Source organism: Sphingomonas paeninsulae, from assembly GCF_003660165.1.
GTDB lineage: Bacteria > Pseudomonadota > Alphaproteobacteria > Sphingomonadales > Sphingomonadaceae > Sphingomonas_O > Sphingomonas_O paeninsulae.
Window position 1 is genome coordinate 706,715 of record NZ_CP032828.1, and the last position, 23,012, is coordinate 729,726.

The 23,012-nt window shown below is 59.0% G+C and carries 25 protein-coding genes and 3 pseudogenes; 20 read left to right on the plus strand and 8 right to left on the minus strand.

Features of this window, described 5'->3' with window-relative positions; genetic code table 11:
• Window positions 1-22: 22 nt before the first annotated feature.
• From D3Y57_RS04675 to D3Y57_RS20035, 3 genes are all read right to left on the minus strand, one after another.
• Window positions 23-328: a hypothetical protein gene (locus D3Y57_RS04675; protein ID WP_121151792.1), complete on the minus strand. Its 306-nt coding sequence runs from the start codon at window positions 326-328 to the stop codon at window positions 23-25.
• A gap of 44 nt (window positions 329-372) precedes the next feature.
• Window positions 373-2,463, minus strand: coding sequence for a prohead protease/major capsid protein fusion protein (locus tag D3Y57_RS04680; protein ID WP_121151794.1), 2,091 nt, complete (start codon window positions 2,461-2,463; stop codon window positions 373-375).
• A gap of 140 nt (window positions 2,464-2,603) precedes the next feature.
• Window positions 2,604-2,852 carry a hypothetical protein gene (locus D3Y57_RS20035; protein WP_162986963.1) on the minus strand — a complete coding sequence of 83 codons (249 nt, stop codon included), beginning with the start codon at window positions 2,850-2,852 and terminating at the stop codon, window positions 2,604-2,606.
• Between the two features lie 189 nt (window positions 2,853-3,041).
• Here D3Y57_RS20035 and D3Y57_RS04690 point away from each other — a divergent pair, with 189 nt between their 5' ends.
• The 14 genes from D3Y57_RS04690 (at window position 3,042) to D3Y57_RS04765 (ending at window position 12,399) form a co-directional block, all read left to right on the plus strand.
• Complete coding sequence (locus D3Y57_RS04690) at window positions 3,042-3,533, plus strand: hypothetical protein (RefSeq protein WP_121151796.1); 492 nt, start codon at window positions 3,042-3,044, stop codon at window positions 3,531-3,533.
• Between the two features lie 118 nt (window positions 3,534-3,651).
• On the plus strand, window positions 3,652-3,891 hold the full coding sequence (locus tag D3Y57_RS04695; protein WP_121152119.1) for a DUF2312 domain-containing protein: 240 nt from the start codon (window positions 3,652-3,654) through the stop codon (window positions 3,889-3,891).
• Entirely contained in the window at window positions 3,891-4,139 is a 249-nt protein-coding gene (locus D3Y57_RS04700) for a hypothetical protein (RefSeq protein WP_121151798.1), read from the plus strand. The genes D3Y57_RS04695 and D3Y57_RS04700 overlap by 1 nt, the downstream gene beginning before the upstream one ends.
• Window positions 4,136-4,630, plus strand: a complete 495-nt coding sequence (locus tag D3Y57_RS04705; protein WP_121151800.1) for a hypothetical protein — start codon at window positions 4,136-4,138, stop codon at window positions 4,628-4,630. Before D3Y57_RS04700 ends, D3Y57_RS04705 begins: the two co-directional genes overlap by 4 nt.
• Window positions 4,627-5,286 carry a hypothetical protein gene (locus D3Y57_RS04710; RefSeq protein ID WP_162986964.1) on the plus strand — a complete coding sequence of 220 codons (660 nt, stop codon included), beginning with the start codon at window positions 4,627-4,629 and terminating at the stop codon, window positions 5,284-5,286. Before D3Y57_RS04705 ends, D3Y57_RS04710 begins: the two co-directional genes overlap by 4 nt.
• Window positions 5,283-5,630 (plus strand): hypothetical protein, encoded by a 348-nt coding sequence (locus D3Y57_RS04715; RefSeq protein WP_121151804.1) that lies wholly within the window; start codon window positions 5,283-5,285, stop codon window positions 5,628-5,630. Before D3Y57_RS04710 ends, D3Y57_RS04715 begins: the two co-directional genes overlap by 4 nt.
• A gap of 13 nt (window positions 5,631-5,643) precedes the next feature.
• Window positions 5,644-5,844: a helix-turn-helix transcriptional regulator gene (locus tag D3Y57_RS04720; protein ID WP_121151806.1), complete on the plus strand. Its 201-nt coding sequence runs from the start codon at window positions 5,644-5,646 to the stop codon at window positions 5,842-5,844.
• Window positions 5,841-6,080 carry a hypothetical protein gene (locus D3Y57_RS04725; RefSeq protein WP_121151808.1) on the plus strand — a complete coding sequence of 80 codons (240 nt, stop codon included), beginning with the start codon at window positions 5,841-5,843 and terminating at the stop codon, window positions 6,078-6,080. The genes D3Y57_RS04720 and D3Y57_RS04725 overlap by 4 nt, the downstream gene beginning before the upstream one ends.
• A complete protein-coding gene (locus tag D3Y57_RS04730) occupies window positions 6,077-7,186 on the plus strand; it encodes a DNA cytosine methyltransferase (RefSeq protein ID WP_121151810.1) in 1,110 nt (369 codons plus the stop codon). Before D3Y57_RS04725 ends, D3Y57_RS04730 begins: the two co-directional genes overlap by 4 nt.
• Before the next feature lie 301 nt (window positions 7,187-7,487).
• Complete coding sequence (locus D3Y57_RS04740; protein ID WP_121151814.1) at window positions 7,488-7,886, plus strand: hypothetical protein; 399 nt, start codon at window positions 7,488-7,490, stop codon at window positions 7,884-7,886.
• Window positions 7,883-8,467 (plus strand): MT-A70 family methyltransferase, encoded by a 585-nt coding sequence (locus tag D3Y57_RS04745; RefSeq protein ID WP_121151816.1) that lies wholly within the window; start codon window positions 7,883-7,885, stop codon window positions 8,465-8,467. The genes D3Y57_RS04740 and D3Y57_RS04745 overlap by 4 nt, the downstream gene beginning before the upstream one ends.
• 79 nt (window positions 8,468-8,546) lie before the next feature.
• Window positions 8,547-9,347: a TIGR04255 family protein gene (locus D3Y57_RS04750; RefSeq protein ID WP_121151818.1), complete on the plus strand. Its 801-nt coding sequence runs from the start codon at window positions 8,547-8,549 to the stop codon at window positions 9,345-9,347.
• 593 nt (window positions 9,348-9,940) lie between these two features.
• Entirely contained in the window at window positions 9,941-10,732 is a 792-nt protein-coding gene (locus tag D3Y57_RS04760; RefSeq protein ID WP_121151822.1) for a hypothetical protein, read from the plus strand.
• Between the two features lie 533 nt (window positions 10,733-11,265).
• Window positions 11,266-12,399 (plus strand): Fic family protein, encoded by a 1,134-nt coding sequence (locus tag D3Y57_RS04765; RefSeq protein WP_121151824.1) that lies wholly within the window; start codon window positions 11,266-11,268, stop codon window positions 12,397-12,399.
• 389 nt (window positions 12,400-12,788) lie between these two features.
• On the opposite strand, the gene D3Y57_RS04770 is transcribed toward D3Y57_RS04765, so the two are convergent.
• The gene (locus D3Y57_RS04770) at window positions 12,789-14,048 is read right to left on the minus strand and encodes an HWE histidine kinase domain-containing protein (protein ID WP_239025739.1); all 1,260 of its coding nucleotides are present in this window, start codon (window positions 14,046-14,048) and stop codon (window positions 12,789-12,791) included.
• A gap of 267 nt (window positions 14,049-14,315) precedes the next feature.
• Between D3Y57_RS04770 and D3Y57_RS21295 the strand changes: the two are divergent.
• The 5 genes and pseudogenes from D3Y57_RS21295 to D3Y57_RS04795 form a co-directional block, all read left to right on the plus strand.
• Window positions 14,316-14,516, plus strand: a pseudogene (locus tag D3Y57_RS21295) (transposase); the annotation flags it as partial.
• A gap of 225 nt (window positions 14,517-14,741) precedes the next feature.
• Window positions 14,742-16,108: pseudogene (locus D3Y57_RS04780) on the plus strand (IS110 family RNA-guided transposase).
• 315 nt (window positions 16,109-16,423) lie between these two features.
• Window positions 16,424-16,558: pseudogene (locus tag D3Y57_RS21530) on the plus strand (IS3 family transposase); the annotation flags it as partial.
• A gap of 440 nt (window positions 16,559-16,998) precedes the next feature.
• A complete protein-coding gene (locus D3Y57_RS04790; RefSeq protein WP_121151828.1) occupies window positions 16,999-17,520 on the plus strand; it encodes a DUF1993 domain-containing protein in 522 nt (173 codons plus the stop codon).
• Window positions 17,521-17,550: 30 nt separating this feature from the next.
• Window positions 17,551-18,492 carry a quinone oxidoreductase family protein gene (locus tag D3Y57_RS04795; RefSeq protein WP_121151829.1) on the plus strand — a complete coding sequence of 314 codons (942 nt, stop codon included), beginning with the start codon at window positions 17,551-17,553 and terminating at the stop codon, window positions 18,490-18,492.
• 386 nt (window positions 18,493-18,878) lie between these two features.
• Here D3Y57_RS04795 and D3Y57_RS04800 read toward each other — a convergent pair whose 3' ends face one another.
• Window positions 18,879-19,487 (minus strand): TetR/AcrR family transcriptional regulator, encoded by a 609-nt coding sequence (locus tag D3Y57_RS04800; RefSeq protein ID WP_162986965.1) that lies wholly within the window; start codon window positions 19,485-19,487, stop codon window positions 18,879-18,881.
• A gap of 91 nt (window positions 19,488-19,578) precedes the next feature.
• Here D3Y57_RS04800 and D3Y57_RS04805 point away from each other — a divergent pair, with 91 nt between their 5' ends.
• Window positions 19,579-20,310, plus strand: coding sequence for an alpha/beta hydrolase (locus tag D3Y57_RS04805; protein WP_162986966.1), 732 nt, complete (start codon window positions 19,579-19,581; stop codon window positions 20,308-20,310).
• Between the two features lie 375 nt (window positions 20,311-20,685).
• Here the strand turns inward: D3Y57_RS04805 and D3Y57_RS04810 are convergent, their stop codons facing one another.
• Genes D3Y57_RS04810 through bufB form a run of 3 tightly spaced genes read right to left on the minus strand, consistent with a single transcriptional unit; the run spans window position 20,686 to window position 22,960 of the window.
• Window positions 20,686-21,375 carry a DUF1223 domain-containing protein gene (locus tag D3Y57_RS04810; protein WP_239025740.1) on the minus strand — a complete coding sequence of 230 codons (690 nt, stop codon included), beginning with the start codon at window positions 21,373-21,375 and terminating at the stop codon, window positions 20,686-20,688.
• Window positions 21,366-22,109 carry an HvfC/BufC N-terminal domain-containing protein gene (locus D3Y57_RS04815; protein WP_121151836.1) on the minus strand — a complete coding sequence of 248 codons (744 nt, stop codon included), beginning with the start codon at window positions 22,107-22,109 and terminating at the stop codon, window positions 21,366-21,368. The genes D3Y57_RS04810 and D3Y57_RS04815 overlap by 10 nt, the downstream gene beginning before the upstream one ends.
• On the minus strand, window positions 22,106-22,960 hold the full coding sequence (bufB, locus tag D3Y57_RS04820; protein WP_121151838.1) for an MNIO family bufferin maturase: 855 nt from the start codon (window positions 22,958-22,960) through the stop codon (window positions 22,106-22,108). Before bufB ends, D3Y57_RS04815 begins: the two co-directional genes overlap by 4 nt.
• Between the last annotated feature and the right edge of the window lie 52 nt (window positions 22,961-23,012).

Sequence of the window (23,012 nt, forward strand, 5' to 3'; positions counted from 1 at the left end):
TTTTGACGAGGCGGTCAGCCGATCAAGCTTCGCGATGCGTCCGAATGGCGGCGATAATGTCCGCTTTGCGGGTGGCTTCACCGAGAGGGGCGCCCTCGGTGCCGGCGAGTTCTGTCAGGACGGCGACGGTCAGATCTTCGAGGCCGTCGCCGTCCTCTTCCTCCCGATCGGGCTCCGGAACAGCCTCCGGCTCCCCGACCAACAGGTTATTCTCATAGAGGCGCAAGGCCTCGTCTTCGGTGACAGTGAGCGGCCCTTCGATCGGTTGCCGTAGCACGCTGGCAACGATCGCCGGAAACGCCAGCGCGACAATGTACAATTTCTTCATCTCGGATGTCCTCGTGGCTTACATCGACGGGTGGAAAAGCGCGGTTACGCGCCCGGGTTCTTGTAGAGGCCGCGCCAGTCGAGGACCTTCGACGTGACATCGAGGCGAGCCTTGAACTTGATGCCGTCGACCTCGAACGACAGGTGCGTGTCGGTGAAGAGCTCTTCCTGCCCCTCAAGATGCGCCAGAACGATCGTGTCGAAGGCGTCTGGCGATGCCGACAGATACCAGGCCAGATCGGTGATGCGCGGATCGACAACCAGGATGAGTTTGCCCGAGAACGGGTTTACGTTGCTGGTCTGTTGAGCGGTGACGGCAGTCAGGAACTGCTCAGCGGCAGTTTCCTGCAACGGCCCAACGATCATGAACACAGGGCGGATCGTCAGGTTGTTTCCTTCTGCCGACTTCTGCTGGCTCATAGCCAAACGACCGGCACCGACGCTGGCAACGCTGATTGCTGTGCCGGCGGCCGCGAGGTTCTTATGGATCGCAGTGTCGAACAGCGGGTTGCCGTCATAGACAGTCGGGTTGCCGGTAAGCTGGCTGTAGACCAGGTCGGATTCGAGATCCGCCGCCTTGTTGGCAAACTGCGTCGGAATACGGCCGAAGAGACCCTTGTCGTCGTTGATGATCGCCTGGCGCGAAATCGGGATGATCCGCGCGTAGGTGGCCAGCTTGTAGGTATCGCCTGTGTCGGTCAGCGCGCCATGCTTGATCTCGCCGTTTTCGGTGACGAGCAGCAGAGCTGGAGCATCGCCCATCCCAATGATTGCCGCAGGGCGGAAATCGGGGAGGGAATCAGTCGACACGAAAGCGCGAAACGACTGGGGAGCTGCTTCGAACGCACGACGGACGCGGCGGTTGGCCGCGTTCCCGAGCGCATTGGCAAAGTCACTGGTAGTCAGCGAGCCGCCGCGGAAGCCGAGGGCCTGTCCGGCAATTTCCATCGGGTTCATACCACGGGCACTAATACCCGTGCGGTCGAGATAGTCCCGGGCCATCTCGCGTAGCGACATGCCTCGGAATTCGCGGGAAGCCTCAGCGCGCTCAGGAGTGATGCCAAGATCTTCGGCCCGCGATCCACTGTTTGCGGAAAGGAGTAGAGCGTCTTCGAGCGCTTCGCGGTAACCAGCGCTTTCGGTGCCAGACGACCCGGCGCGGGCATTGATAACAGGCGTTGCACGCGCGGTGATGAGGCGCTCGCTGATCCGGCCGAGCAATTCAGCCTCGGTCATCGGCGTGGCTTCATTCACGCGGATCAGTTCGTCGGCAAAGACGCTGCCGAGATCTGCAGTGCGGGCGCAAAGGTCGAGGATCCGCGAAGCAGGAACAGCGGCGCGCTGCTCAGGGACGACTGGGGCGGGGATCGCGACAGGAGCGGCAGGCTCGATGCGTACAGCCGTAGGGGCTGCGGCAGGTACAGGGATCGTAGTGGCGGCAGCGGCAGGAGCCGCACCAGCTGGGATGTTACGGCGCATTTCATCTTCCTCTTGGGTACCGTGTGGAACAGCCGGGATTGATCGAACCACGGCGTTCGGATCAGCGGGAACAGAAACAAGGCTGGCCTCGAGCAATTCCCAGGCGACAGCGCGCCAAGTCTCGTGGCCAGCGTCATCGACTTCGGAAATCTGCCAGTTGGTGACCCGATAGCCGATCGAGATCGCGCCAAGCTCGCCGCGCGCAACTCGGGCTTCGATGTCGCGGCCATTGGCGGTGTCGGAAAAGTGGAGAAGCCCGACCAACTGGCCGTCTTCGATGCGAACCGACGAAATGCGACCGAGCACTGCGTTAAGTTCATACTGATTATGTGTATCCAGCAGGGGGCAAATGCCCCGCTCCACTCGGTTAAGGTCGATTGCCTCCGGGCTGATTTCCAGCTCTTCGGTGAAGTAGTATCGGCGCACTGGTGTACCCGCCGACAGGACTGCCTCAACGGTGCGGGCGGCAGCATCATAGCTGACCGCCGAAACGGCGAGATCGCGCGTGCCACGACCACCTGATTGGGGCTGCCGACGCTCTTCGGCGTCGATCACGGGGGCTTGAGCTTCACGGGTTAGCGGAACGGTGGCTCCGACCAGCGCGGCGAACCGCGAAGCTTCGACGCGCGGAAGCGAACCGTCGCCCACGATAATCATGGCCGCACGATTCGGGACGCCGTCGGTTACCCGAAGTGCTGCCCGCCTCCTTTGCCAAGCGGCGAAATCTGTCAGCCCATTCCGGAACGCTTATCCTGGGCGGCGGCGTCCAGCCTCTCCGAGCAGATCGGCGTAACCGGTCAGCCTTCGCGTTGGGCCGCGAAGTCAGCGTCGGGTTCGCCGAGATCATCGAGGAGCTGGTGGACATGAGTGGTCAGCGCCTCGACTAACTTGTCCGCGTCGATGCCAAGCTCAGCGGCCAGCAGCGGTCCAACCCTCGTCGGGAAGTTCATCCATGCGTCACGCTGGGAGCGCTGGGTGTCAAAGAGCACCGTCTCCGCGACCTCGATCTCGACAAGAGATCCAGCGTCTCGGCGCGCTGCCAGCAAATGCTTGAGCGCGTCCGCAAACCGAATTCGCGCCCTGCTCCTCGTCGGGCGCGATAGCACCGCTGCGGGAGGTCCTCCCGCTTTCCTTCCGCAGCGGTGTGCCCCTTCATCGTCATTCGACGTCTCTCGCATACGGCACCGGACGCTATCACCCGGAAACATAGGCTGTTTTTCCAATGGTGCAGCGCGATGATGCCCCGCGAACAGAACACACCAGCCAAGCAGGCGGTCAAAGCTGCGAGCAAAGCGCTGGTCCGTGCCGCCGGTGGCCTTGAAGCCGCTGCCGAATTCTCACGCCCCAACAAATCGGTGCTCGGCGAATACGGTCGGCCTGAGGGTGATTGCTTCATGCCCGTCGACGTCGTCGAGGATCTCGAGGCGATCACGCATGGTCAGGCTGGGCACCCGATCGTCACCCGCCATCTCGCCGCGCGCGCCGGATATGCGCTCGTGAAGTTGCCGACCGCATCGGACATCGACAGCGACTGGCTCGCTCAGGTCGGAAGGCTGGTGAGCGACAGTGGCGCCATCATCGCGGGGATCAGCAGCGCCGCTGCCGACAAGGTCATCAACTCCGCCGACGTCGGTGATTTCAATCTCATTGGCGAGTGCGACGATCTTCTCGCGCTGGTCGTGAACATGCGTGCCCATTTCGAACGCATCCAGGCGGGCGGCGACTGAATCGAACCACGGACACCCCGCCGACGGGGAGAGTGAACATTGCTGATCGTGCAGCGGGTCCGTGCCGATGGGTCGGGCCGCGCTGAATAGTTACGCCAATTTTAGAGGGAGAATACCGTTGTCAGATATCATCCAGGCCGACCAGCTGCGGCTCTTCATTGAGCGCATTGAGCGGCTCGAGGAAGAGAAGAAGGGCATCAGCGACGACATTCGCGACGTCTATTCGGAGAGCAAGGGTCAGGGCTACGATACGACGATTATGCGCGCCGTCGTTCGCTTGCGCCGCATGGAGAAGGGCGACCGCGACGAGATGGACGCGCTGCTCGAGACGTACCGCGACGCGCTAGGGTTGGCGTGATGGCAACTCAGCCTGAAGCCGGGAAAATGTTCCTGATTCCGCCGCCCAAGGACAAGTGCCAAGAATGCGCCACTGATCATCCAATCGAGCTGCCCCACAACGCGCAGAGCCTGTTCTATCAGGTTCACTACAAGATGAGCACGGGCGAGGAGCCTAGCTGGCTTACCGCAATGGCGCATTGCGATGACGATATGAAGGCTCTGTGGACGGCTGAGGCGCTCGCCATTCCCAAGGATCCCGCAAAGTGACGAAATATGCTGCCTCGACCGAGGTATCGTCCAGCCGCAGCCGCGACGAGATCGAGCGCACCCTGCAACGCTATGGCGCTGACCAGTTCATGTATGGCTGGCAGGAGGCGGATGCCGTCATCGGCTTCCGCATGGCAGACCGTCAGGTGCGTTTCATCGTGCCGCTCCCGGCGCGCGACGACAAGCAATTCACGACATACGAGTCCCGTGGGAAGCTGTGGAGGCGCGAGGATCACGTCGCGCTCAAGCACTACGAACAGGCAGTCCGCCAAAAGTGGCGCGCGCTGGCGCTGGTGATCAAAGCCAAGCTCGAGGCCGTCGAGGCGGGCATCAGCGAATTCGAGAGCGAGTTTCTCGCCAACATCGTGCTGCCCGGCACCAACGGCCAGACCGCTGGCGACTGGCTGCGCCCCCAAGTGGCGGAGGCCTACCGCATTGGCACGATGCCGACGCTGCTTCCTATGCTTCCTGCGCCGGAGAAGAAATCATGAGCGTTCGCTTCCCAGACCTGCCATCGTGTATGCGCGATCTACCGGTCGATCATCGCGGATTTCCGGTGCCGTGGTTTGTTGCCTGGGTAGATGGCGAGCCGCAATTCCCCGTCGCTGACGGTCGCAAGTTCGGCCTCGCGCAACGTCAGGACCGCTGCTGGGTCTGCGGCGGCAAGCTCGGTCGCATCAAAGCGTTTGTGATTGGCCCAATGTGCGCCGTGAACCGCGTTAGTTCGGAGCCGCCGTCGCACCTTGAATGTGCACGGTTCTCGGCGCGACGCTGCCCGTTCCTTTCCCAGCCGCGGATGAAGCGCGTCGGCGAGAAAAACTTGCCGCACGGAATTAATCAGCCTGCGGGCACGATGATCAAACGCAATCCGGGCGTTGCTCTTGTTTACCTGTCACTCGGTTATTCGTCGTTCGGCGATGGCCGAGGCGGTACGCTGTTCGATATCGGCAAGCCGCATGCAGTGGAATGGTATGCCGAGGGCCGCGAAGCAACGCGCGCGGAGGTTCTGGCCAGCATTGATAGCGGTATGCCATTATTGGCAAGCCAATGCGATCGTGACAGTGACCCCGCCGCGGCGCGCGCCCAGCTGGGCCGCATGCACGTTGCAGCACTTACGTTGGTGCCAGCTGACCAGGTGGCGGCATGACGGACCTGTCGATCCTTCAACACTCGCTCGGCGTCGATCAGTTCGGACAGGGCAACCAGTACCGCAATCGCTATTGCGCGGGCCCGGGCTGCGACGGCTGGGACAACCTGGTCGACATGGTCGAACGCGGGCTGATGACACGTCGCGACGACGGGCCATGGGGTGGTGACAGCATGTTCTACGTTACCGATGCAGGCAGGGCCTACGTCGCTGAACAAAGCCCCGCGCCCCCTAAGCTGACCCGCTCGCAGCAGCGGTACCGCCGATATCTCGATGCCGACAGCCACCACACGTTCCGTGAGTGGCTCGCGTCGCCCTTTGCCAATCTCAATTACGTCGCTTGATAGGAGCACGCACATGAACGCCGATAACGACCGCTTTATGCGGCTTCCCGAGGTCATGCGCGTAACGGGCATGTGCCGGTCCACGATCTACGCCAAGATGGCTGACGGCGCATTTCCCGCGCAGGTTAAGCTCTCGATCAACTGCGTCGCCTGGCGCGGGTCGGACATCTCTGGCTGGATGGAAAACCCGATGGCCTGGGCGCACGCGGCGTGAACGACATGCGACAAGGCGTCACCCAGATCCAGCACACCGTCCTCGACCTGTTGGAAAGTGTGCGAAACGATGGGCACGGACACGATACCCAGCTGTTTCTGGGCGAAAAACTGGCGAACCATGCCCGGGTCAATGTCGGTCTGCGCTTCAAGCGCGATCATGCGATTCAGGCGGCAGCGCGGCTGATCGACGTTGCTGAGCAGCTTGACGTCATGATTTCAGCAGGTGACGCGTGAATGACCTGGCTTTACGTCCCCTCAATATCATCAGCCTCTGCGCCGGCGTCGGCGGACTGGAATGCGGCATCCGAATTGCCGAACCCGGAGCGCGCGGAATCGCTTATGTGGAGAGGGAAGCCGCAGCAGCCGCAAGCTTGGTCGCGTCGATGGAAGCTGGGTGGTTTCATCCGGCTCCTGTCTGGTCTGACCTTGCCACTTTCGACGCTCGACCGTGGCGTGGCCGCGTTCATTGCGTCGCTTCCGGAGATCCCTGCCAGCCGAACAGCGTTGCCGGCAAGCGAGGCGGAGCCAGCGACGACCGCTTCCTCATCGATCAGGTCGTCAGGATTGTGGACGAGTGCCGGCCTGATCGTGTCTTTCGCGAAAACGTCGCGGGGAACGCTGACGGGCAGCTCGCAGCCCTCGTCCCTGCACTGGAGCGACTGGGCTATCGCGTTGCGGCAGGAATATTCTCAGCGGCCGGCGTTGGCGCCAGCCACCGGCGGGAGCGACTGTTCATCATGGCAGACCGAGATCTGGCGGACGCCACAGGCGGGAGATTCTACCCGAGGAGAGAAAACCCAGCGGGGCTCTGGCACGGGTTACGTGGACAAGGCGGGGAAGCATTCGCTGGTGACCGAGGTTGCCACGTGGGCGACACCCTGCACACGCGATCATTTTCCGCCTCACACAACGGAATATATAGCGGAGAAGAAGGCGCAGGGACACGGAATGCGCAATCTGAACGACGAAGCCGCCAATTGGCCGACACCTTGTACGAGGGATCACAAGGGCTCGGGCCCGGTAACGATCAGAGCCGACGGCAAATCGCGAATGGATATGCTGGATTACGCCGCGGAGCGGGGCTTTGCGCCGTTCGCCAGCGTCGACCTTTTGCTCCCGGACCGGCCGACCCCTTCTGGCATGAAGTCAGCCGAGACGCGCCGGACCTTGAACCCGCTCTTTGTCGAGTGGCTCATGGGGTGGCCGGAAGGATTGAGCGGCTTCGAGCGGCAGGAAACGGAGTTTGCCCGCTGGCTGCAGCAGATGCGTGGATGTCTCTCAGCGCTACGCTCCAGCAGGACCGTCTCGCAAGGAACGCTGTTTTGAGTGCGGTGGCGTGAGTGCGCTCTTGCCCGGCGACGTGCCAGAAACCCGATACGGCATCTTGAACCGAGACCGCAAAATCGCCCTCTGGCTTGTTGGTCAGGGCCGATGGAAGTTCGTCCCGGGGTCAATGCGCCAGACCCTCATACAGGCAAGCTGGGGAACGCACTGGCTGCTTAAGCGGATGAAGGCTCGGCAGATCATCACCGACGCCCATCACGCGCCGATGTGCCCTGCAGATCATTGGCACAGGGCGCGTCTCGTCTTCAGCTCCTGTACCTGTGGTGCCCAATATTATCTTGATCAGGACAACGCCAAATGAGCGCCTCCACCTGCCATCCGTGGAATGCGAACGAAGGCCGGTTCGACCAGCCGAGCTCAGGAAAGCATGTCAGCAAGTTCCAGACGCAGGCTAAGGCGGCCCCGAGTAAATATATCGCGCAGCGGCTAGCTAATGCCGCGCGAGGCGGACTAGCAGCCTCCGACGCCGGCACCATCTGCGCGCGGATAGACGAGGCCCTGACAAAGCTGAAAACCGAAGCGCTCGGGGTGGCGGCGTACATCTGTCTCGCCGACGCTGACATGATGGCATTTCGCGATGCCGTCGGCGGCGACCATTGGAAAGGAGTTCGGGTCACCAGCTGCGCGGCAAGCAAAGTGCACGCCAGCGGCGGTAAGGCCCGGGCGGTTCGTAAGCGACTGGGCGGGCGGGCATGACGTGGCCCTTCGGCGACCTTATTCCCCTCCGCTACGGGGTGATCCTCGCGGATCCTGCATGGCAATTCGAAAACTGGTCCGACAAAGGCGACGCGAAATCGCCGCAGGGCCAGTATGACTGCATGACGGTCGATGACATGGCCAAGCTGCCCGTTTCGCACCTCGCCGGCGGCGACTGCGCACTTGTCATGTGGGCGACGGCGCCGATGCTTCCGCAGGCGCTGGATCTGATGAATCGCTGGGGCTTCACCTTCAAAACGGCTGGAGCGTGGGGCAAGCAGTCGTCGACGGGGAAGAAGCTCGCGTTCGGCACCGGGCATATCTTCCGCAGCGCAGCCGAGTTCTATCTGGTGGGCACGATCGGCAATCCGCAGCTTCGGTCGAAGTCTGTGCGCAATTTCATCCTGTCGCCTGTGCGCGGCCACAGCAGAAAGCCCGAACAGCTGCACGTCGACATCGAGCGTCTTTACGATGGGCCGTATGTAGAGCTATTTTCCCGTCAGCGACGGGCGGGCTGGGATGCCTGGGGGAATGAGGTGGGCAAATTTGATGAGCCGGATTTCGGAATTAGCATTTCGTGAACTTATTACGGACTAGAACATTTCACTTCACACCTGCTTCACACTGTCCTAGGCGTGATTTCGGTTTTGGGGAGATGTAATGGCCAACCCGCTGCTCGACGCGGCTTTGGAAGCGATTCCGCTGCAAACGCCACCATTAAAGCGCGCGGTATTAGCAGTAGCGTTTTCCACCGTCCTCAAGATTGTCGATACGAGCGGCGCCGGAATCGCCGGATTCCAGGATCGGATCCGTCACGAATATCCGATCATGGTTCAGGAGCAGTCCCAAAGTTTGCAATTTCAGTTAAGCGAAGACGGCCAAGTGCAGCCTCCGCTGGTGCTGGTTCAACCCGTCTGGCGCTTTTCCAGCAAGCGTCATTCCTGGCGCTTCTCCCTTACACGAGAGCAAATTGCGATTGAGGTCGATGAATATACACATCGCGACGACCTACTTTCGCGCGCCTCGCTCGTTCTTGCGGCGTTAAGCGAAGAACTCGCACCGGATGAAGTTACTCGGATTGGTGTGCGTTACGTAAATTTTCTTGAGGGCCGCCGACTGGAAAATATTGGTGCCTTCATAAATCCGCAGTTCAATGCGTTTGAAGAGGCCCCCTATTCAAGAGCTCTCAGGATAAGTCAGCATCACATCGAGTTTGATGTTCCCGAGGGAAGATTTATTAGCAGATGGGGTATCCTCCCACCCGGGGCCACTTACGATCCGATAATGGCGCCGCCGGTGAATACTAGAAGATATTTTTTGGATTTGGACGCTGTTGACGAGGAGAGTGCGGGCTTTAGTTCGGATGAAATCGTAAATAAGGTTCGCGCTTTGACCGATCGCGTCTACAATATTTTTCGCTCGGTCGTGACCGAGGATCTTTTGAAAGATTGCAATGCCTAATACTGGGACATTTACTGTAGTGAGCAGCAGTTTTTCTCAGCAAGGAAGGTCGATCCTTTGTATCGATCTAGGCACAAAGCCAGGGCGTTATGTAGTACCGGGTCTGGCAATCCTTGCGGCAGCTTGCATGGGGACGAGCGTACCAACGTCCGGGGCCGCCGTTCATCTAACTGGGGAAAGCTACAGTCCGTTCGTTAATGTTCAAGCTCGAGATGAAGAGGTGCGCCAATCGCCTCAAGACGTCCTTCAAGAAATTCGAAAAAGGACGTTGCTCACTTGGGATCAGTTGGCGCAAATCTTTAGGGTCTCGCGCCGCGCAGTGCATCATTGGGCAGCTGGCCAGTCGCTCAGCGTGGGCAAGTTGGGTCAGCTCCACGAACTTTACAAATGCGTCCAAAGTTTTGGGAAGCTAGAGCCATATCAGGTGCGTTTAGCCGTGCTCGACGAGTATGGGATTCACGCCGAGCAAAATGCGAATCAGGCTCTCGATCAACTTGGACCGATCGTGGAAACCAGCGCTGACCCTTTTAACGCTGATCCAAACACTTTTACGCGAACCCGGCTACGGGTAGTCCGGGCCTGAAATAAGTTAGATGGGCGCATCCGAGGCAGGCAAAATTCTGGATGAATGGCGACAAGGCGATTTTACGCTTTTCGAGGTGCCATTTCCTGTGCTCGCGCATGATGATGGTGGAATGTACATCATTGAACGCATGTCACCGGGCGCAGTAGTAATTTCTCAAACATGCGACATTGTACAGGACTTATCGCGCAAGCAATTTGTCCAGATAGCAGCGCTGGAAAAGGTTGACGCTGAAGCGCTGGGCGCAGCATCGCGCCTTGAACGACCGAGATATGCATATCTTGACGCACTTGTTCATCATAGTCTGATTGTCGATCTCGACCGGGTTGCAACCGTGGACAAGCGTCTGGTGGCATCATGGCATCGAGAAGAAGGGTGTCAGAACGACATCAGTCGCCGTGCGTTTAGCCAAGCAACGGGTCGCCATAAGAATAGGTTTGCGTTTCCTGACGCATTCGTCGACGCAATCGTGGGTGTCAGGACTTGGGTGCAGAAACATCGGTCCAAAGTCGCAACGCCCAGAGGTCAGTTTATCCAGGCGCTGGCGGAGATCCGCGTTAAGACAGACAAGTGGCAAGACGAGCCGCCCTTTTCTGAGCATCTGGAGTTCATCGGCATTTTGAAGGGCGATCCCTCATCTGCCTGCCGCAAACTCTGGGAAGAGCCGATAAAACAACTGGCCGGTCTAATAACTGACAAATTTTCCAATGCGGTTTTCTCGCTGACTACTTATCAAGATTTATCGACCTTCGAGTACATCACCAGCGACCGGTTAGATTACGATGGCTTAAGCCCAAAATAGCGATCGTCATCTGACCCTTGAGGAATGACTTAGACAGCAAATGCGCGGCTCCGAACGTCCTCGAAAAACTTCGCCTTTGCCGCATATCAAGCAGGCTCGACAGGCAACCTCGGCGAGTGCAGCAAATGCGGAGATGAGTAGGGTGAACGTTCCAGCCGCTGCATTCAAAAGTTCGAATCCCGCCCCGGTAATAGAACCTCTCACCAGACGTCCCATAACTAAGAGCTGTAAGACTCTCCAAATCTCTTGGGGGTATAAACGGGGTAATCTTCTCGCGCGTCTCAACAGAGTCTGGCGGTTTTCTGCCAGTTTTCGGCAAACATGTGCCTGCCTGCCGCCCGCACCAATTAAGATAGCAGGCTCTGTAAAGTCCACCGCACGGGGACAGGAGCCTGCATCAGCGGACGCCCAGGGGTCGCACGTCCCAAATCGACGGCGCGAAGCGTCAATCTGCCTTTTATGATGGATTGACCATCGCTTTATCAATCATAATTGGGCAATATCGTGATTGATAGAAAGGTATCCTATCGATCATGCGCTGGAATTGGCAACTTCCCGACTGGCCTGATTTCCGCTTCGACGCGGAACGAATTCGCGCGTCCGAAGAGCAATTCCTGAAAGGCTCTGGCGTCGTCATTGGCGCGCTCCACCATCTGGACGCCGATGAGCGCGATGGCCTGACCATCGAACTCATCTCGCAGGAGGTTGTCGATAGTTCTGCCATTGAGGGCGAGATCCTTGACCGTGCCAGCGTCCAGTCGTCGCTCGCGCGGCATCTGGGCTTTGCCGCAGACCAGCGCCGCGCAAGCGCGGCAGAGGCGGGGGCCGCCGAACTCATGGCCGATGTTTATCGTAGCCATGCTGCGTCGCTTGACGATCGGACTCTTTTTGCGTGGCACGCCATGCTGATGAACGGACGCCGCGACATTGCCGATGTCGGGCGCTATCGGACGCATGAAGATGCAATGCAGATCGTTTCGGGAGCACTCCATGCGCCGCGTGTGCATTTCGAGGCACCGCCGTCAGATACCATCCCGATGGAAATGTCCCGATTCATCGCGTGGTTCAATGGCAGCGCGCCGTCATCACCAAACCCGCTTCCCGTGATCACTCGGGCCGCAATCTCGCACCTGTGGTTCGAGAGCATCCATCCCTTTGAAGACGGCAATGGCCGGATCGGTCGCGCGATTGCTGAGAAGGCATTGGCCCAAAACCTCGCAGCGCCGACGCTGACGGCACTCGCGGAGACGATCCATCGCCACTGCAAAGCCTATTACGTTGCGCTTCAGCTTGGCAGCCAGAGCAACGACATCAATGCCTGGCTGACATGGTTTGCCGATATTGTGATGGAGGCGCAGGCGCGAACGATTACCCGAATCCGATTCCTGATCGACAAGACGCGGCTGCTCGATCGCTTGCGCGGCGCGATTAACGAACGTCAGGAAAAGGCGCTGCTCCGTATGTTCCGCGAAGGGCCCGATGGTTTTGCGGGCGGTTTGAGCGCAGAGAATTATCGGACGATCACAGATGCCAGTCTCGCCACTACGACGCGCGATTTGAACGACCTGGTTGAAAAGGGGGCGCTGATCCGCAGCGGCGAGCGTCGCTATGCACGGTATCGACTTGCTGCTGGAATATCGGTCGATCACAGTGCAAGTGAAGAATGAAATGATTACAGATTATCACTCAAAATACTTGGCTAGCGATCTTGTACGGCGTCGATCATCGGACAGCAGCGACAAGTTGGCCGTAGCCGTCGCTGGCGCGCAGGTGGACATGAACCCACACCAAGTTGACGCCGCACGGGCACCACCGCGCTAAAGGTCGTACCCGAACTCGCTGCAGCCGCAAGGAACTGACAGTTTTCCAGCGAACCCCTACGGCCGTCGGCGTCCGGGATAATGCCCCTTACAGATACCGCTTGGTTTACGTCGCAGCCAAAAAGGTGGCATCGTCAGCGCGCATCAAGAGTTTCAACGCCCTGTCGAACGGGGAACCCGTAGAGTGCGGCGTGGACCAACTTGGCTAGTCTTGAGTCGCCGGCCCATTATGGCATCTAGCTATTGCTTCCCGACCCACGACTCTCCGGTTTCATGCTCACGGTCACCGCCTCGATCGGCACATCCATTGTGTAGATAAATCCGGTGGAGTGGTACTTAAGTTCAACCTGGCCATGCAACTGCTGGCCCAGCGACACCATCATACGCGTACCGAAACTCGTACGTGTCGGTTCACATACGAGCGGTCCACCGATCTCAGCCCATTCAAAATGAAGACGTTCCCCGTCGAGGCGCCAGGCAAGACGAACCTGACCTTCTGCAACGGACAAGGCACCGAATTTGGTTGTGTTGGTGCAAAGCTCGTTCAGAGTCATCGCGAAGGCGATCACAGAACTCGAAGTAATCCGGATATCGTCACCGGAGATGATAAAGCGGCCACTTCCTTGGTCGAAGGGTTCGATTGCACTACGAATGGTGCTGTCGATCGTCGCATTTTCCCAACTCACTCGAGTGAGAAGATCATGCGCGCGCGCAAGGGCCGCAAACCGCCCATCGATCGCGGCACCCGCGTGGGCCATACTCGTTGCAGTGCGTAGGCTCTGATGGGTAATCGCGCCTACGGTGGCGAGCATATTCTTGATCCGATGGTGCAGCTCCGCGTGAATGAGATGCTGCAACTTGTCAGCAGCCTCGCGTTCTTCAGCTTCAATTCCTGACTGGACGAGCAACGCGCTGGCGTCGATACCTGCCTGCTCCAGCGCGAGTTTGAGACTGTCGTTCTCGGTAGTGAGTGCATCCTTGAATGGCTGGTTTTCGTCAATGATCAGCTGCTGTTTCTCGGTATCGAGTGCGGTCTTCAGGAGCAGAGCTTTGGCATCCATTCCCGCCTGCTGAAGTCGATGCCGGAGCTCCTTGTTCTCCGCGGTCAGTGTGTCGTCCGCAGCAATTAGTGATGGTACTACTTTCAGGATCCCCTCGCCGATCATTTTTTGGAGCTCGAGAACCATCTGCTGGATTTCGAGCGGCTTCGGGAAGAACCGGCTATCAGCAGGCTTTTCCGCATCCGTGACCGCGATTTGCCCAGAAACCAGAATGATCTTGATGTGCGGCCAGCGTAAGTGCACCGCATGGGCAAGCTTCAGACCGTCCATGCTCCCTGGCATTTGAATATCGGTGAACAGCAGCGATATGTCATCGCGCGATTCGAGGACCCGCATGGCCTCGTCGGCGCTCACGGCCTCAACTGGTGTGAACCCGGCATCTTCAACGATATCGACAGCGCGCATCCGAAGGACCATCTCGTCTTCGACGATCAAGACGATAGGCGTAGGGCGAGGCCGGGTCATGGTTAATACCTTTGAGATGCCTCGCTCTTCCCGACGGAGGGCGGAAGTTCGGCGAGGCATGGGGTGCGGTACGTTGACTGTCAAGCGAAGCGGGACCCTCTTAATCATCGGGCCTTTGGCTAGAGCCCAAGTGCATTGGACTTGTAACGGTTTTGCGCCGGTCACTTGAGAGTTTAAAACTCGTTCAAGGAGATCGACGAGATGATGAAGCTTAGCTAAGAGTTCAAGCGGGAGGCGGTGCGTATTGCGCTGACCAGGGGGCTGCCGCGTGACCGGATCGCGTCGGATTTGGGGGTTGGCAAATCGACGCTGGGCAAATGGCTGTCGCAGCATCGTTCGGCTGATCTAGTGCCAGCGCCGCAGGCAGATCTGGTGCGTGATGATGAACGCCTTCGCCCTGAGAATCGTGTGCTCCGGGAGGAGAGGGAAGTATTAAAAAACCGTCCCGGGCTGGGCCCGCCTGTGTGCGGTAGAAACGGGCCGTGCTACTGTATTGGCGGAAGGGTCGCGGCCGATGGCTTATTGGTGGCATGATCCCCGTTAAAAAACGTGGCCCGTGGGTGTTTGCGAACTTGAGAGTGGTGACGCCGTATTGCGACGATCCCGGTTAGGAAGATGACGTTTAGCATCACCCATACCCTTCTGCTTTGAAGGAGAAATGGAATGGCTAAAGCAAAATCCAAAGACATTGATGCGTTGTCGATGGTCAACCCTGGTGCCGCCGCAATCGACATCGGTTCGACCATGCACATGGCGGCCATAAATCCCGAGGCTGACATAAACCGGTACGAGCATTCGGCACATTCACCGGCGACCTGCACGATATGGCCCGCTGGTTCAAAGAATGTGGCGTCACGAGTGTGGCAATGGAATCCACCGGCGTTTACTGGATCCCGGCCTATGAGATCCTGGAGGGACACGGTTTTCACGTGATCCTGGTCAATGCGCGCTACGCCAAGAACGTACCCGGCCGCAAAACCGATGTCAGCGATGCTGCATGGTTACAGCGGCTTCACAGCTACGGGTTATTACGCGGCAGCTTCCGTCCGGAGGCCGAGGTGGCGACGTTACGTGCCTATTTGCGCCAGCGCGAGCGACTGATCGAATATGCGGCTTCTCATATCCAGCATATGCAAAAAGCGCTGATGGAGATGAACGTACAGCTCCACCATGTCGTCTCTGATATCACCGGTGTGACGGGCATGCGGATTATCAGGGCCATTGTCGCGGGAGAACGCAAACCCGGCGTCCTTGCCGAAATGCGCGATATCCGTTGTCACGCCAGCGTCGAGACAATCTGTGCAGCGTTGTCGGGGAACTGGCGGGATGAGCACATCTTCGCACTTTGCCAGTCGCTGGCTCTGTATGATTTTTATCAGACCAAAATCGTTGAATGTGACCGAAAGCTGGAAATCGCGCTTCAGAACCTTGCAGTCGAACAAGGTCACGATATCGGAAACCTACCCAAGGTGCGGACCAAGACAAAGCAGCCGAACACGCCAGACTTCGAGGTCCGTTCGGCGCTTTACCGTGTCCTCGGCGTCGACCTGACACAGATCCACGGGATCGGCCCATCATTGGCGCTTAAGCTTGTCGGTGAATGCGGGACAGACCTTGCCGCATGGCCCAGCGCCAAGCATTTTACATCGTGGTTATGCCTGGCACCGGGGAACAAGATATCGGGAGGTAAGCTGCTCTCGTCGAAAACACGTAGGTCATCAAGTCGAGCTGCGGCGCTGTTACGCTTGGCCGCCACGACTATTGGCCGTAGCGACACTGCCCTTGGTGCCTTTTACCGCAGACTGTCAGCACGCGCCGGAAAGGCCAAAGCGGTGACCGCGACGGCGCGCAAAATCGCAGTCCTGTTTTATAACAGCCTGCGTTACGGCATGAAGTATCATGATCCCGGTGCCACCCAATATGAGGAACGCTATCGCTCGCGGGTAATCGGCAATCTCCAGCGTCGCGCCAAGGCGTTCGGCTTTGCCTTGCACGAGTTACCGGCAGCACCTGAAATGGCTGTTTCTTAGGAAGGCCACGCAGTTCTTCGCGAGTCAGCGGCCATGAGGTTCGCATTCGTGGAGAGCTGGCGTCCTATATGGTCTGTGGAGACCATCTGCCGGGTGATGCGGGTCAGCCCTCGCGGCCGATCAGTCGTCGGGAGCGGACTGACATGAGGGTGCTGGCCCATATTCGGGAGCAGTATAACCTGAGCCTTGGCAGTTACGGTCGTCCGAGGATGACGATGGAGCTGAAGGAGGTTGGTGGACGTTGGCGAGCGCCGGGTCGGGCGAATAATGAGGATTAACGGGATCAAGCCAGTTCGCACGCGCAAACACCAGGTGACGACGGACAGCAACCACCGCCTGGGTGTTGCGGCCAACTGGTTGGACGGTGACTTTGCCGCCGACATGCCCAATCATAAATGGGCGGGCGACATCACCTATATCTGGACGGCGGAAGGCTGGCTTTACCTTGCATCCACCCCGATTGTCGTATCTGAGGAAAAGCTGGCGGTGGACTTCGCCAAACCTGTGCCCATGTGTGTCCACCGAAAGGTGAGACTGATGGATCAGGATACGCGCGCATTGATCGTGCAATTATGCTCTCACGCCGGTGCGATGATGGAAGGTGCGAGCGTCCCGGCGGTGACTGCGGGTGGCATGGCTGAGTAGGAACTTCTTTCGGTGCTCGGGAATCTAATGATGCAAGCCCGTCAGATCGGCACATTGCTGGCCGCTGCAGCGGCGCTGGCGGGCATAGCTCCATCATAGAGTAGAGAATGGGTGATTTCTCACATTACGTGCCGCGAAGATCAGTGACGAATGGGCCCAGCGACCTGACTGCTCCAGACAATGTGCAGCATGGACCACGAGCCAATGCAGCGGCATAACGACCGCTAAACAGCTGGAGCAGGATTATGCCGTTTTCCCTTTATGACGCCGTAGTGCCGTCCAACCTCCAGATTCTGGAAGCGATCGACGCATTGCTCAACAAGGCGGAGGCGTTCTGCGTGGAGCAAGGCAGGGAGGAGTCGGATCTGATCGACGTGCGTCTCGCGCCCGACATGCTGCCGTTCGGCTATCAGATAAAATCCTGTGCCGCGCATTCCGTCGGCGGGATTGAGGGCGTGCGTGCAGGCAGCTTCTCTCCCGACATGTCGCCATGGCCGACGGACTTTGCTGGCCTTCATGGCGTGGTTCAGGCGGCGGTCGCCAGCCTGAAGGAAATTGACCGCGATACCTTCGATGCGCTGGCGGACAATGATACGCAATTCGCATTCGGCGAGACCAGACTGCCCTTTACGGGCGCAAACTTTCTGCTCTCGTTCTCGCAGCCCAACTTCTACTTCCACGCTACCACAGCGTATGCGATTCTACGGGCGCAGGGCGTGAAGCTGGGCAAGCGCGATTTCATAGGCATGCCACGGATCAAGAGCTGATTTAGACCCGAACTACAAAAAGGTCACATCATGAAGGCTGCAATCGTCGAGAAAATTGGGTGTTCCCCGATATATGGCGACTTCACCGAACCGATTCCCCAATCTGGAGAGCGGATCGTGAATGTGACCGCTTCGGCACTGAGCCCGCTTGCGCGTGGTCGCGCCGCGGGCACGCATTACAGCGCGACTGGAAAGCTCCCGTTCGTCGTCGGTGTCGATGGCGTAGGTCGTCTCGATGACGGGACGCGGGTGTATTTTCTGCTGCCCCGCGCGCCGTTTGGTGCGATGAGCGAGCGCACTGTCGTTGCGGACGGACAGTGGTTGCCGTTGCCCGACGATCTCGACGATACGACGGCTGCTGTCATTGCCAATCCGGGCATGTCATCATGGGCAGCGCTTGTTGACAGAGCCATGTTGCGAGCAGGTGAAACCGTGCTCATCAACGGGGCGACCGGTGCGGCAGGAATATTGGCAGTTAAAATCGCACGATACCTGGGAGCCGCCCGTGTGATTGCAACTGGTCGCAACGAGGCGGTGCTCCGCAAGGTCGGTGCTGACGCGGTGATTCCGATCGGCGATGACGAAGAAGCGTTTGAAGCCGCGCTCCAAAAGCACTTTGCCGACGGAATTGATATCGTGCTCGACTATCTCTGGGGACGAAGCGCGCGCTCGATACTCGTCGCTGGTGCAAAGGGGGCCGCCGACGGCGTTCCTGTTCGTTTCGTCCAGATAGGCTCTGCCGGAGGGGACGAAATAGCGATGCCGGCGGCCGTCCTGCGCTCGTCGGCCATCGAGATAAAGGGAAGCGGTCTCGGAAGCGTTAGCCTCCCAAGGCTCGTCGCCGCAATCAGTGGCGTCTTCAAAGCATCTGCGGAAGCAGGAATGGCGCTTGAATATCAGTCGATGGCCCTCGCTGACGTGGCCGCGACCTGGGGCGATAAAGGGCAGCGGATTGTATATTCAATACGCTAAGCTTTTGGCAGCTGCGCGCCCGATTTTCGTTGCTAAGCGCGAAATGGGCTTTGCCCGGAAGCTGCCCTTCGTTTTATGGTTTACGGTTGTCGCCATACGACTGGGTCTGGGACTTTGCGGTCGTTCCGGCCCAGTGCCGAGAACGACCGTCGTCGTCAGGAGCGGATGAAATGTCTTCGGTAAGCGCTACCGCCTGCCGAGGTGTGAAATTGACCTGCAGTTCAGGCGCCATTCCGAGTATGCGTCCGCTTTCGGCCGCCTACTCCTTGCCGAGGAATGGCGATATCTAGGCCGGTCAGCAGCTCGATAAGGATATTTGCGGATCCACTCTGTAGCACGGACGCTGAGAGTGTCCCGTCCCGAGGCTCGCTTGTACGCGCCGACCATTAACTGGGTGCGCGCAGGACGCGAATAATATGAGCGACGGCTTCTTCATCTGCGAGCTCTTCATCGCCGGTGACCGCCAGGGCCGCGCGAATCTCAAGCTGGCTGTCGAGCCAGAACTGCACCAACGCACCGCTCATGATCGCGGCGAAGCCCGGCGGGAGGTCATTGCGGATAAAGCCGGCGTCTTGAGCGCGTTGCATGAGGGCGACGACTGGCCACGTCATTTGTTCGGAGCGCGACACGCGTTCTTCCTGCAAGCCGTCCAGCCGTCGCCAAAGATTGAAGCGGAACGCTAGGGGCCGGGCCTTCCAGAACGCCAAATAGGCTCGCAGCATCGTCGTGACTGCGTCACCCGACGGAAGTGTCAAGTTTACGGCGTCAGCCATGAAGGCCATAAAATCGGCAGTGATTTGCTCCCCGACCACACGCCACAATGCCTTCTTGCCTCCGAAATGGTGATTGAGCAGCGGCTGGGAAACAGCTGCCGCCTGGGCGATCTGGCGGGTTCCGGCGCCATGGAATCCCTCAGCCGCGAACACCGCGAGCGCGGCTTCGACAATGGCGTTGCGGGCGTCGCCTTGCGGAAAGGTGGGGCGCAGTTCCGACATCTGGTCTCCAGTCAAATTCATCCGCTGATCGCACGATCAGCGTTGACTGATCAAGCGATTAGTCTTAGTTGGCGGCCTTCAGGAGGTGCCCGTGTCCACTCTGCCCCAGCCCGCTAGAACATTCGTTCTCGTCCACGGCGCAGGTCACGGCGGCTGGTGCTATGATCGGGTCGCCGCAATCCTGCGATCGCAAGGGCATCGGGTGTTTGCCCCGACGCTTTCCGGGTTGGCAGAGCGCGCTTCGATGGACGCTCGCCGGATCAACCTGACCACCCACATTGATGAAATCGTCGCGCTGTTCGAACGCGAAGACCTTGGCGACGTGATCCTTTGCGGCCATTCCTATGGCGGTATGGTGATAGGCGGCGTCGCAGACCGAATCCCGGACCGCATCAGCAATCTCGTCTTCCTCGACGCCGTCGTGCCCGAGAATGGGAAATGCATGAACGACTATGTCTTTCCGGGTTGGCGGCTGCTGCCGATCCTGATCTCGGTCTGGCTATTCGGTCGCGGCTACAAACTGACACCTCCGCCACCGGCCTGGTTTTTCAAGGTGAACAAGGCGGATCGCGCGATGGTGAACAGACGTCTTACAGGGCATCCCTTCAAAACGCTCACCGAGAAAATTCACATCGGGAACAACGCCGACCGCATCGCAAACCACATTTATATCCATGCCGCGAACTGGGGAAATCCTCAGATCGCCAAGCAGTACGAACTCGCGAAGGAGCGCGAAGGCTGGAAGGTGTTCGAGGTCGCATGTGGCCACGACATCATGATCGACGCGCCGAATGAACTGGCTGGAATTCTTTCAGCGAGCTAGACGATCTTGCAGACGACTACTCCGTATTTGCCTCCTGTGAGTTCAGCGGAGGATCAGCTTTCGGGATTGGCGCGACCGCCTGGTTCACGATGAGCGAACGACGGCTTCTGTCGGGAGCAGACCTTCGAGCCTCGATCCCGGAACGACCGTGTGTGTGAAGGGTTTCGGCCGCTTGCGTACAAAAGCCTCCAATGCAGGAATACGAGACATGAGACGCAACTCCTTTGAACCTATGTCTTTATTACGGTCTGCCAAACGATCCGGTTACGCCTGATGCCAGCCGATGAAACGTCTCCAGCGGAAATGCGAATACGCGCTATTGTAGGGATCGGGCTTGTGGCGACGGACGCCGACATTTGGAGCGCTTGCGTAGCGTCAGGTTCGGATTGAGGCGATGACGGGACCGCCGTGGCCAGATTGCAACAACAATGCGGTCTCCAACCCCGCAATCGCATTGGGGAGCAAGAAAGTTTTGGCATTTCCGTTCCAACCGCCGATAGCCGACAGTTCGCGGACCACATTTCGGTGGGGAATCGTCCGGCCGCCATTTTCTCCCGCACGGATGGCGACCTGGATCGTGCGTGGATCATAGCGCACCAGCCATAGCGTGGCAGGACCAGCGGTCTTTGCCGCTGCGACGGTGACAGTGTTGCCCGATATTACCATCGCTGGCCCACTGTCGAAACTTCTGGCGCGGAGGATCGCCACATCGACTTCGGCTGGCCGACTTCCGAGGACTGCAATACGTCCCCCGACGATCATTTGTGGAGTCCCTACATTCCCGCGCCCGGCGGCGCGAGCATAGTCCCATTGGCGGTTGGTGTAGGCTGGTTTTGCGAACGTATCTTTCCAGCCCAGTTGGTCCCAATAGGTCACGGCAAAGTTCAGCGCGATGACATCGGGGCGCGTGGCGAGGGTGTTCAGAACGGCATTGGCCGGCGGACATGAGGAGCACCCCTGGCTCTGGAACAGTTCCACGACGACCGGCTTTTGCGTTGGGGATGCAGCCAACGAAGCCGATGAGGCGAGCACAACGCAAAGCATGAGAGAGGGAATCAGGCGCATGGGAAATCCTTTGTATCAGCGTTGTAGACTAGCCCATCGGCAAACCACTGGCCCAGCATTGTGCCGGCAAGCATAAGGCCTTCGGTTTCGCCCCGCGCCTCCACCAGCATCTCGCACAGCGTTGCGAAGTCGGCGCCTGCTGCCATCATCTTGATCGCTTCGTGCTCGGTCGTTTCGATCGTCCGGAAGCACGGCGTGAATTCCTGTCGCCAGACTAGCGTCGTCGCAGGCGCGGGGAGCATTTCCGCAGCGGGCGGCTGTTCATCGGTGGCAAGCGCGACCAGGATTGCGCTGGCGTTGGTAAGCGTCGGTGTTGTCCGCAAACTCGGCACGAAGGTCAGCGTTGCAGTCTCCCAGTGGATGCTGGAGATGGCATTGGAGACAATCGCATCGGCATTCTCGCTCTCGAAAGCGCGTGACAGCATCCATTCGATCTGCGCCAGTTCGGCGATTTCGGGATCGTCGGGGTAAAGGGTGGCCAGCGTGGCGTCGAACCCAGCGCCATAGTCGCCGAGCGTCCAGCCATCAGGGGGCGTTCGCTCGATTTGATTTCGCGCTGCGTCGGCGAACGCTTCGCCACCGATCCATGCCAGCGTCCGCGCGAATGTTTCAGCGAGGCAGTCGCTTAGCTGCACGCGATATGCGTTCTGATAGATTGCGAGGCCACCGTCATCGGGCGTGACAGTGTCCACAAGGCTCCTGTGGAAATCGCGCTGCAGGGTGAGCAGGCTCATGCGGCAATCCGATGCTGAGCTGCAGCAATCATGCGCGCGGTTTCGAGTTCGGCGAGCAAATCGGCCAGTGGCGGAATATCATCGTCGCGCTCGATCATCGTGGCGACCGGGCCGACGCGCGCGATGACCGCTTCGTACAAACCCCAGACCGATGCCGGAACAAGACGGTCGTGTGTGTCGATCAGCAATTCCTTGCCCTGACTGTGCCCGGCGAGATGGATCTGGCGGACGCGGTCGGCGGGGATACCTGCGATGTATTCAAGCGCGTCGAAACCGTGATTGGTCGCGCTGACGAAGATATTGTTGACGTCGAGCAACAGGTCGCAGCCGGTGCGTGCGCACATCTCGGCCAGGAAATGCCATTCGGTCGCGTCGGCATTTTCGAAGACGATGTAGCTCGATGGGTTCTCGATCAGCATCGCGCGACCGAGCATATCCTGGGCGCGGGAAATGTTGGCGCAGACGACATCCATGGCCTCCTGCGTGTAGGGCAACGGGAGCAGATCGTGTGAATTGAACTCGTCGATCCGCGTCCAACACAAATGGTCGGATACGAATAACGGTTGAATATGATCGACCAGTTTTTTCAGCTTTGCGAGGTGGTCGGGATTGAGTCCATCGGCGGACCCAATCGACATCGACACGCCGTGCAGCGCGACGGGATGCCGCTCACGAATGCGGTCGAGGATATCGAGTGGACGACCGCCATCGATCATGAAATTCTCGGAAATGACCTCGACGAAATCGACCGGCACCATAGTCTCGAGGAAATCCGGATAGTGCAGCGGCCGCAGGCCGAGGCCGAAACTGTGGAAGGCGGGGTTGAGCTTGAGCGTCGATGGCGTGGTCATGGCAGTGTTCCTCGCAAGGAACGGACCCGGCCGTTGTCGACCGGGTCCGCAA

Excerpts from the sequence above, each read along its gene's own strand:
- D3Y57_RS04675 (WP_121151792.1), bottom strand. The coding sequence starts at position 328 with ATGAAGAAATTGTACATTGTCGCGCTGGCGTTTCCGGCGATCGTTGCC.
- D3Y57_RS04680 (WP_121151794.1), bottom strand. The coding sequence starts at position 2,463 with ATGATTATCGTGGGCGACGGTTCGCTTCCGCGCGTCGAAGCTTCGCGG.
- D3Y57_RS04690 (WP_121151796.1), top strand. The coding sequence starts at position 3,042 with ATGATGCCCCGCGAACAGAACACACCAGCCAAGCAGGCGGTCAAAGCT.
- D3Y57_RS04700 (WP_121151798.1), top strand. The coding sequence starts at position 3,891 with ATGGCAACTCAGCCTGAAGCCGGGAAAATGTTCCTGATTCCGCCGCCC.
- D3Y57_RS04710 (WP_162986964.1), top strand. The coding sequence starts at position 4,627 with ATGAGCGTTCGCTTCCCAGACCTGCCATCGTGTATGCGCGATCTACCG.
- D3Y57_RS04715 (WP_121151804.1), top strand. The coding sequence starts at position 5,283 with ATGACGGACCTGTCGATCCTTCAACACTCGCTCGGCGTCGATCAGTTC.
- D3Y57_RS04720 (WP_121151806.1), top strand. The coding sequence starts at position 5,644 with ATGAACGCCGATAACGACCGCTTTATGCGGCTTCCCGAGGTCATGCGC.
- D3Y57_RS04740 (WP_121151814.1), top strand. The coding sequence starts at position 7,488 with ATGAGCGCCTCCACCTGCCATCCGTGGAATGCGAACGAAGGCCGGTTC.
- D3Y57_RS04745 (WP_121151816.1), top strand. The coding sequence starts at position 7,883 with ATGACGTGGCCCTTCGGCGACCTTATTCCCCTCCGCTACGGGGTGATC.
- D3Y57_RS04750 (WP_121151818.1), top strand. The coding sequence starts at position 8,547 with ATGGCCAACCCGCTGCTCGACGCGGCTTTGGAAGCGATTCCGCTGCAA.
- D3Y57_RS04760 (WP_121151822.1), top strand. The coding sequence starts at position 9,941 with ATGGGCGCATCCGAGGCAGGCAAAATTCTGGATGAATGGCGACAAGGC.
- D3Y57_RS04765 (WP_121151824.1), top strand. The coding sequence starts at position 11,266 with ATGCGCTGGAATTGGCAACTTCCCGACTGGCCTGATTTCCGCTTCGAC.
- D3Y57_RS04790 (WP_121151828.1), top strand. The coding sequence starts at position 16,999 with ATGCCGTTTTCCCTTTATGACGCCGTAGTGCCGTCCAACCTCCAGATT.
- D3Y57_RS04795 (WP_121151829.1), top strand. The coding sequence starts at position 17,551 with ATGAAGGCTGCAATCGTCGAGAAAATTGGGTGTTCCCCGATATATGGC.
- D3Y57_RS04800 (WP_162986965.1), bottom strand. The coding sequence starts at position 19,487 with ATGTCGGAACTGCGCCCCACCTTTCCGCAAGGCGACGCCCGCAACGCC.
- D3Y57_RS04810 (WP_239025740.1), bottom strand. The coding sequence starts at position 21,375 with ATGCGCCTGATTCCCTCTCTCATGCTTTGCGTTGTGCTCGCCTCATCG.
- D3Y57_RS04815 (WP_121151836.1), bottom strand. The coding sequence starts at position 22,109 with ATGAGCCTGCTCACCCTGCAGCGCGATTTCCACAGGAGCCTTGTGGAC.
- bufB (WP_121151838.1), bottom strand. The coding sequence starts at position 22,960 with ATGACCACGCCATCGACGCTCAAGCTCAACCCCGCCTTCCACAGTTTC.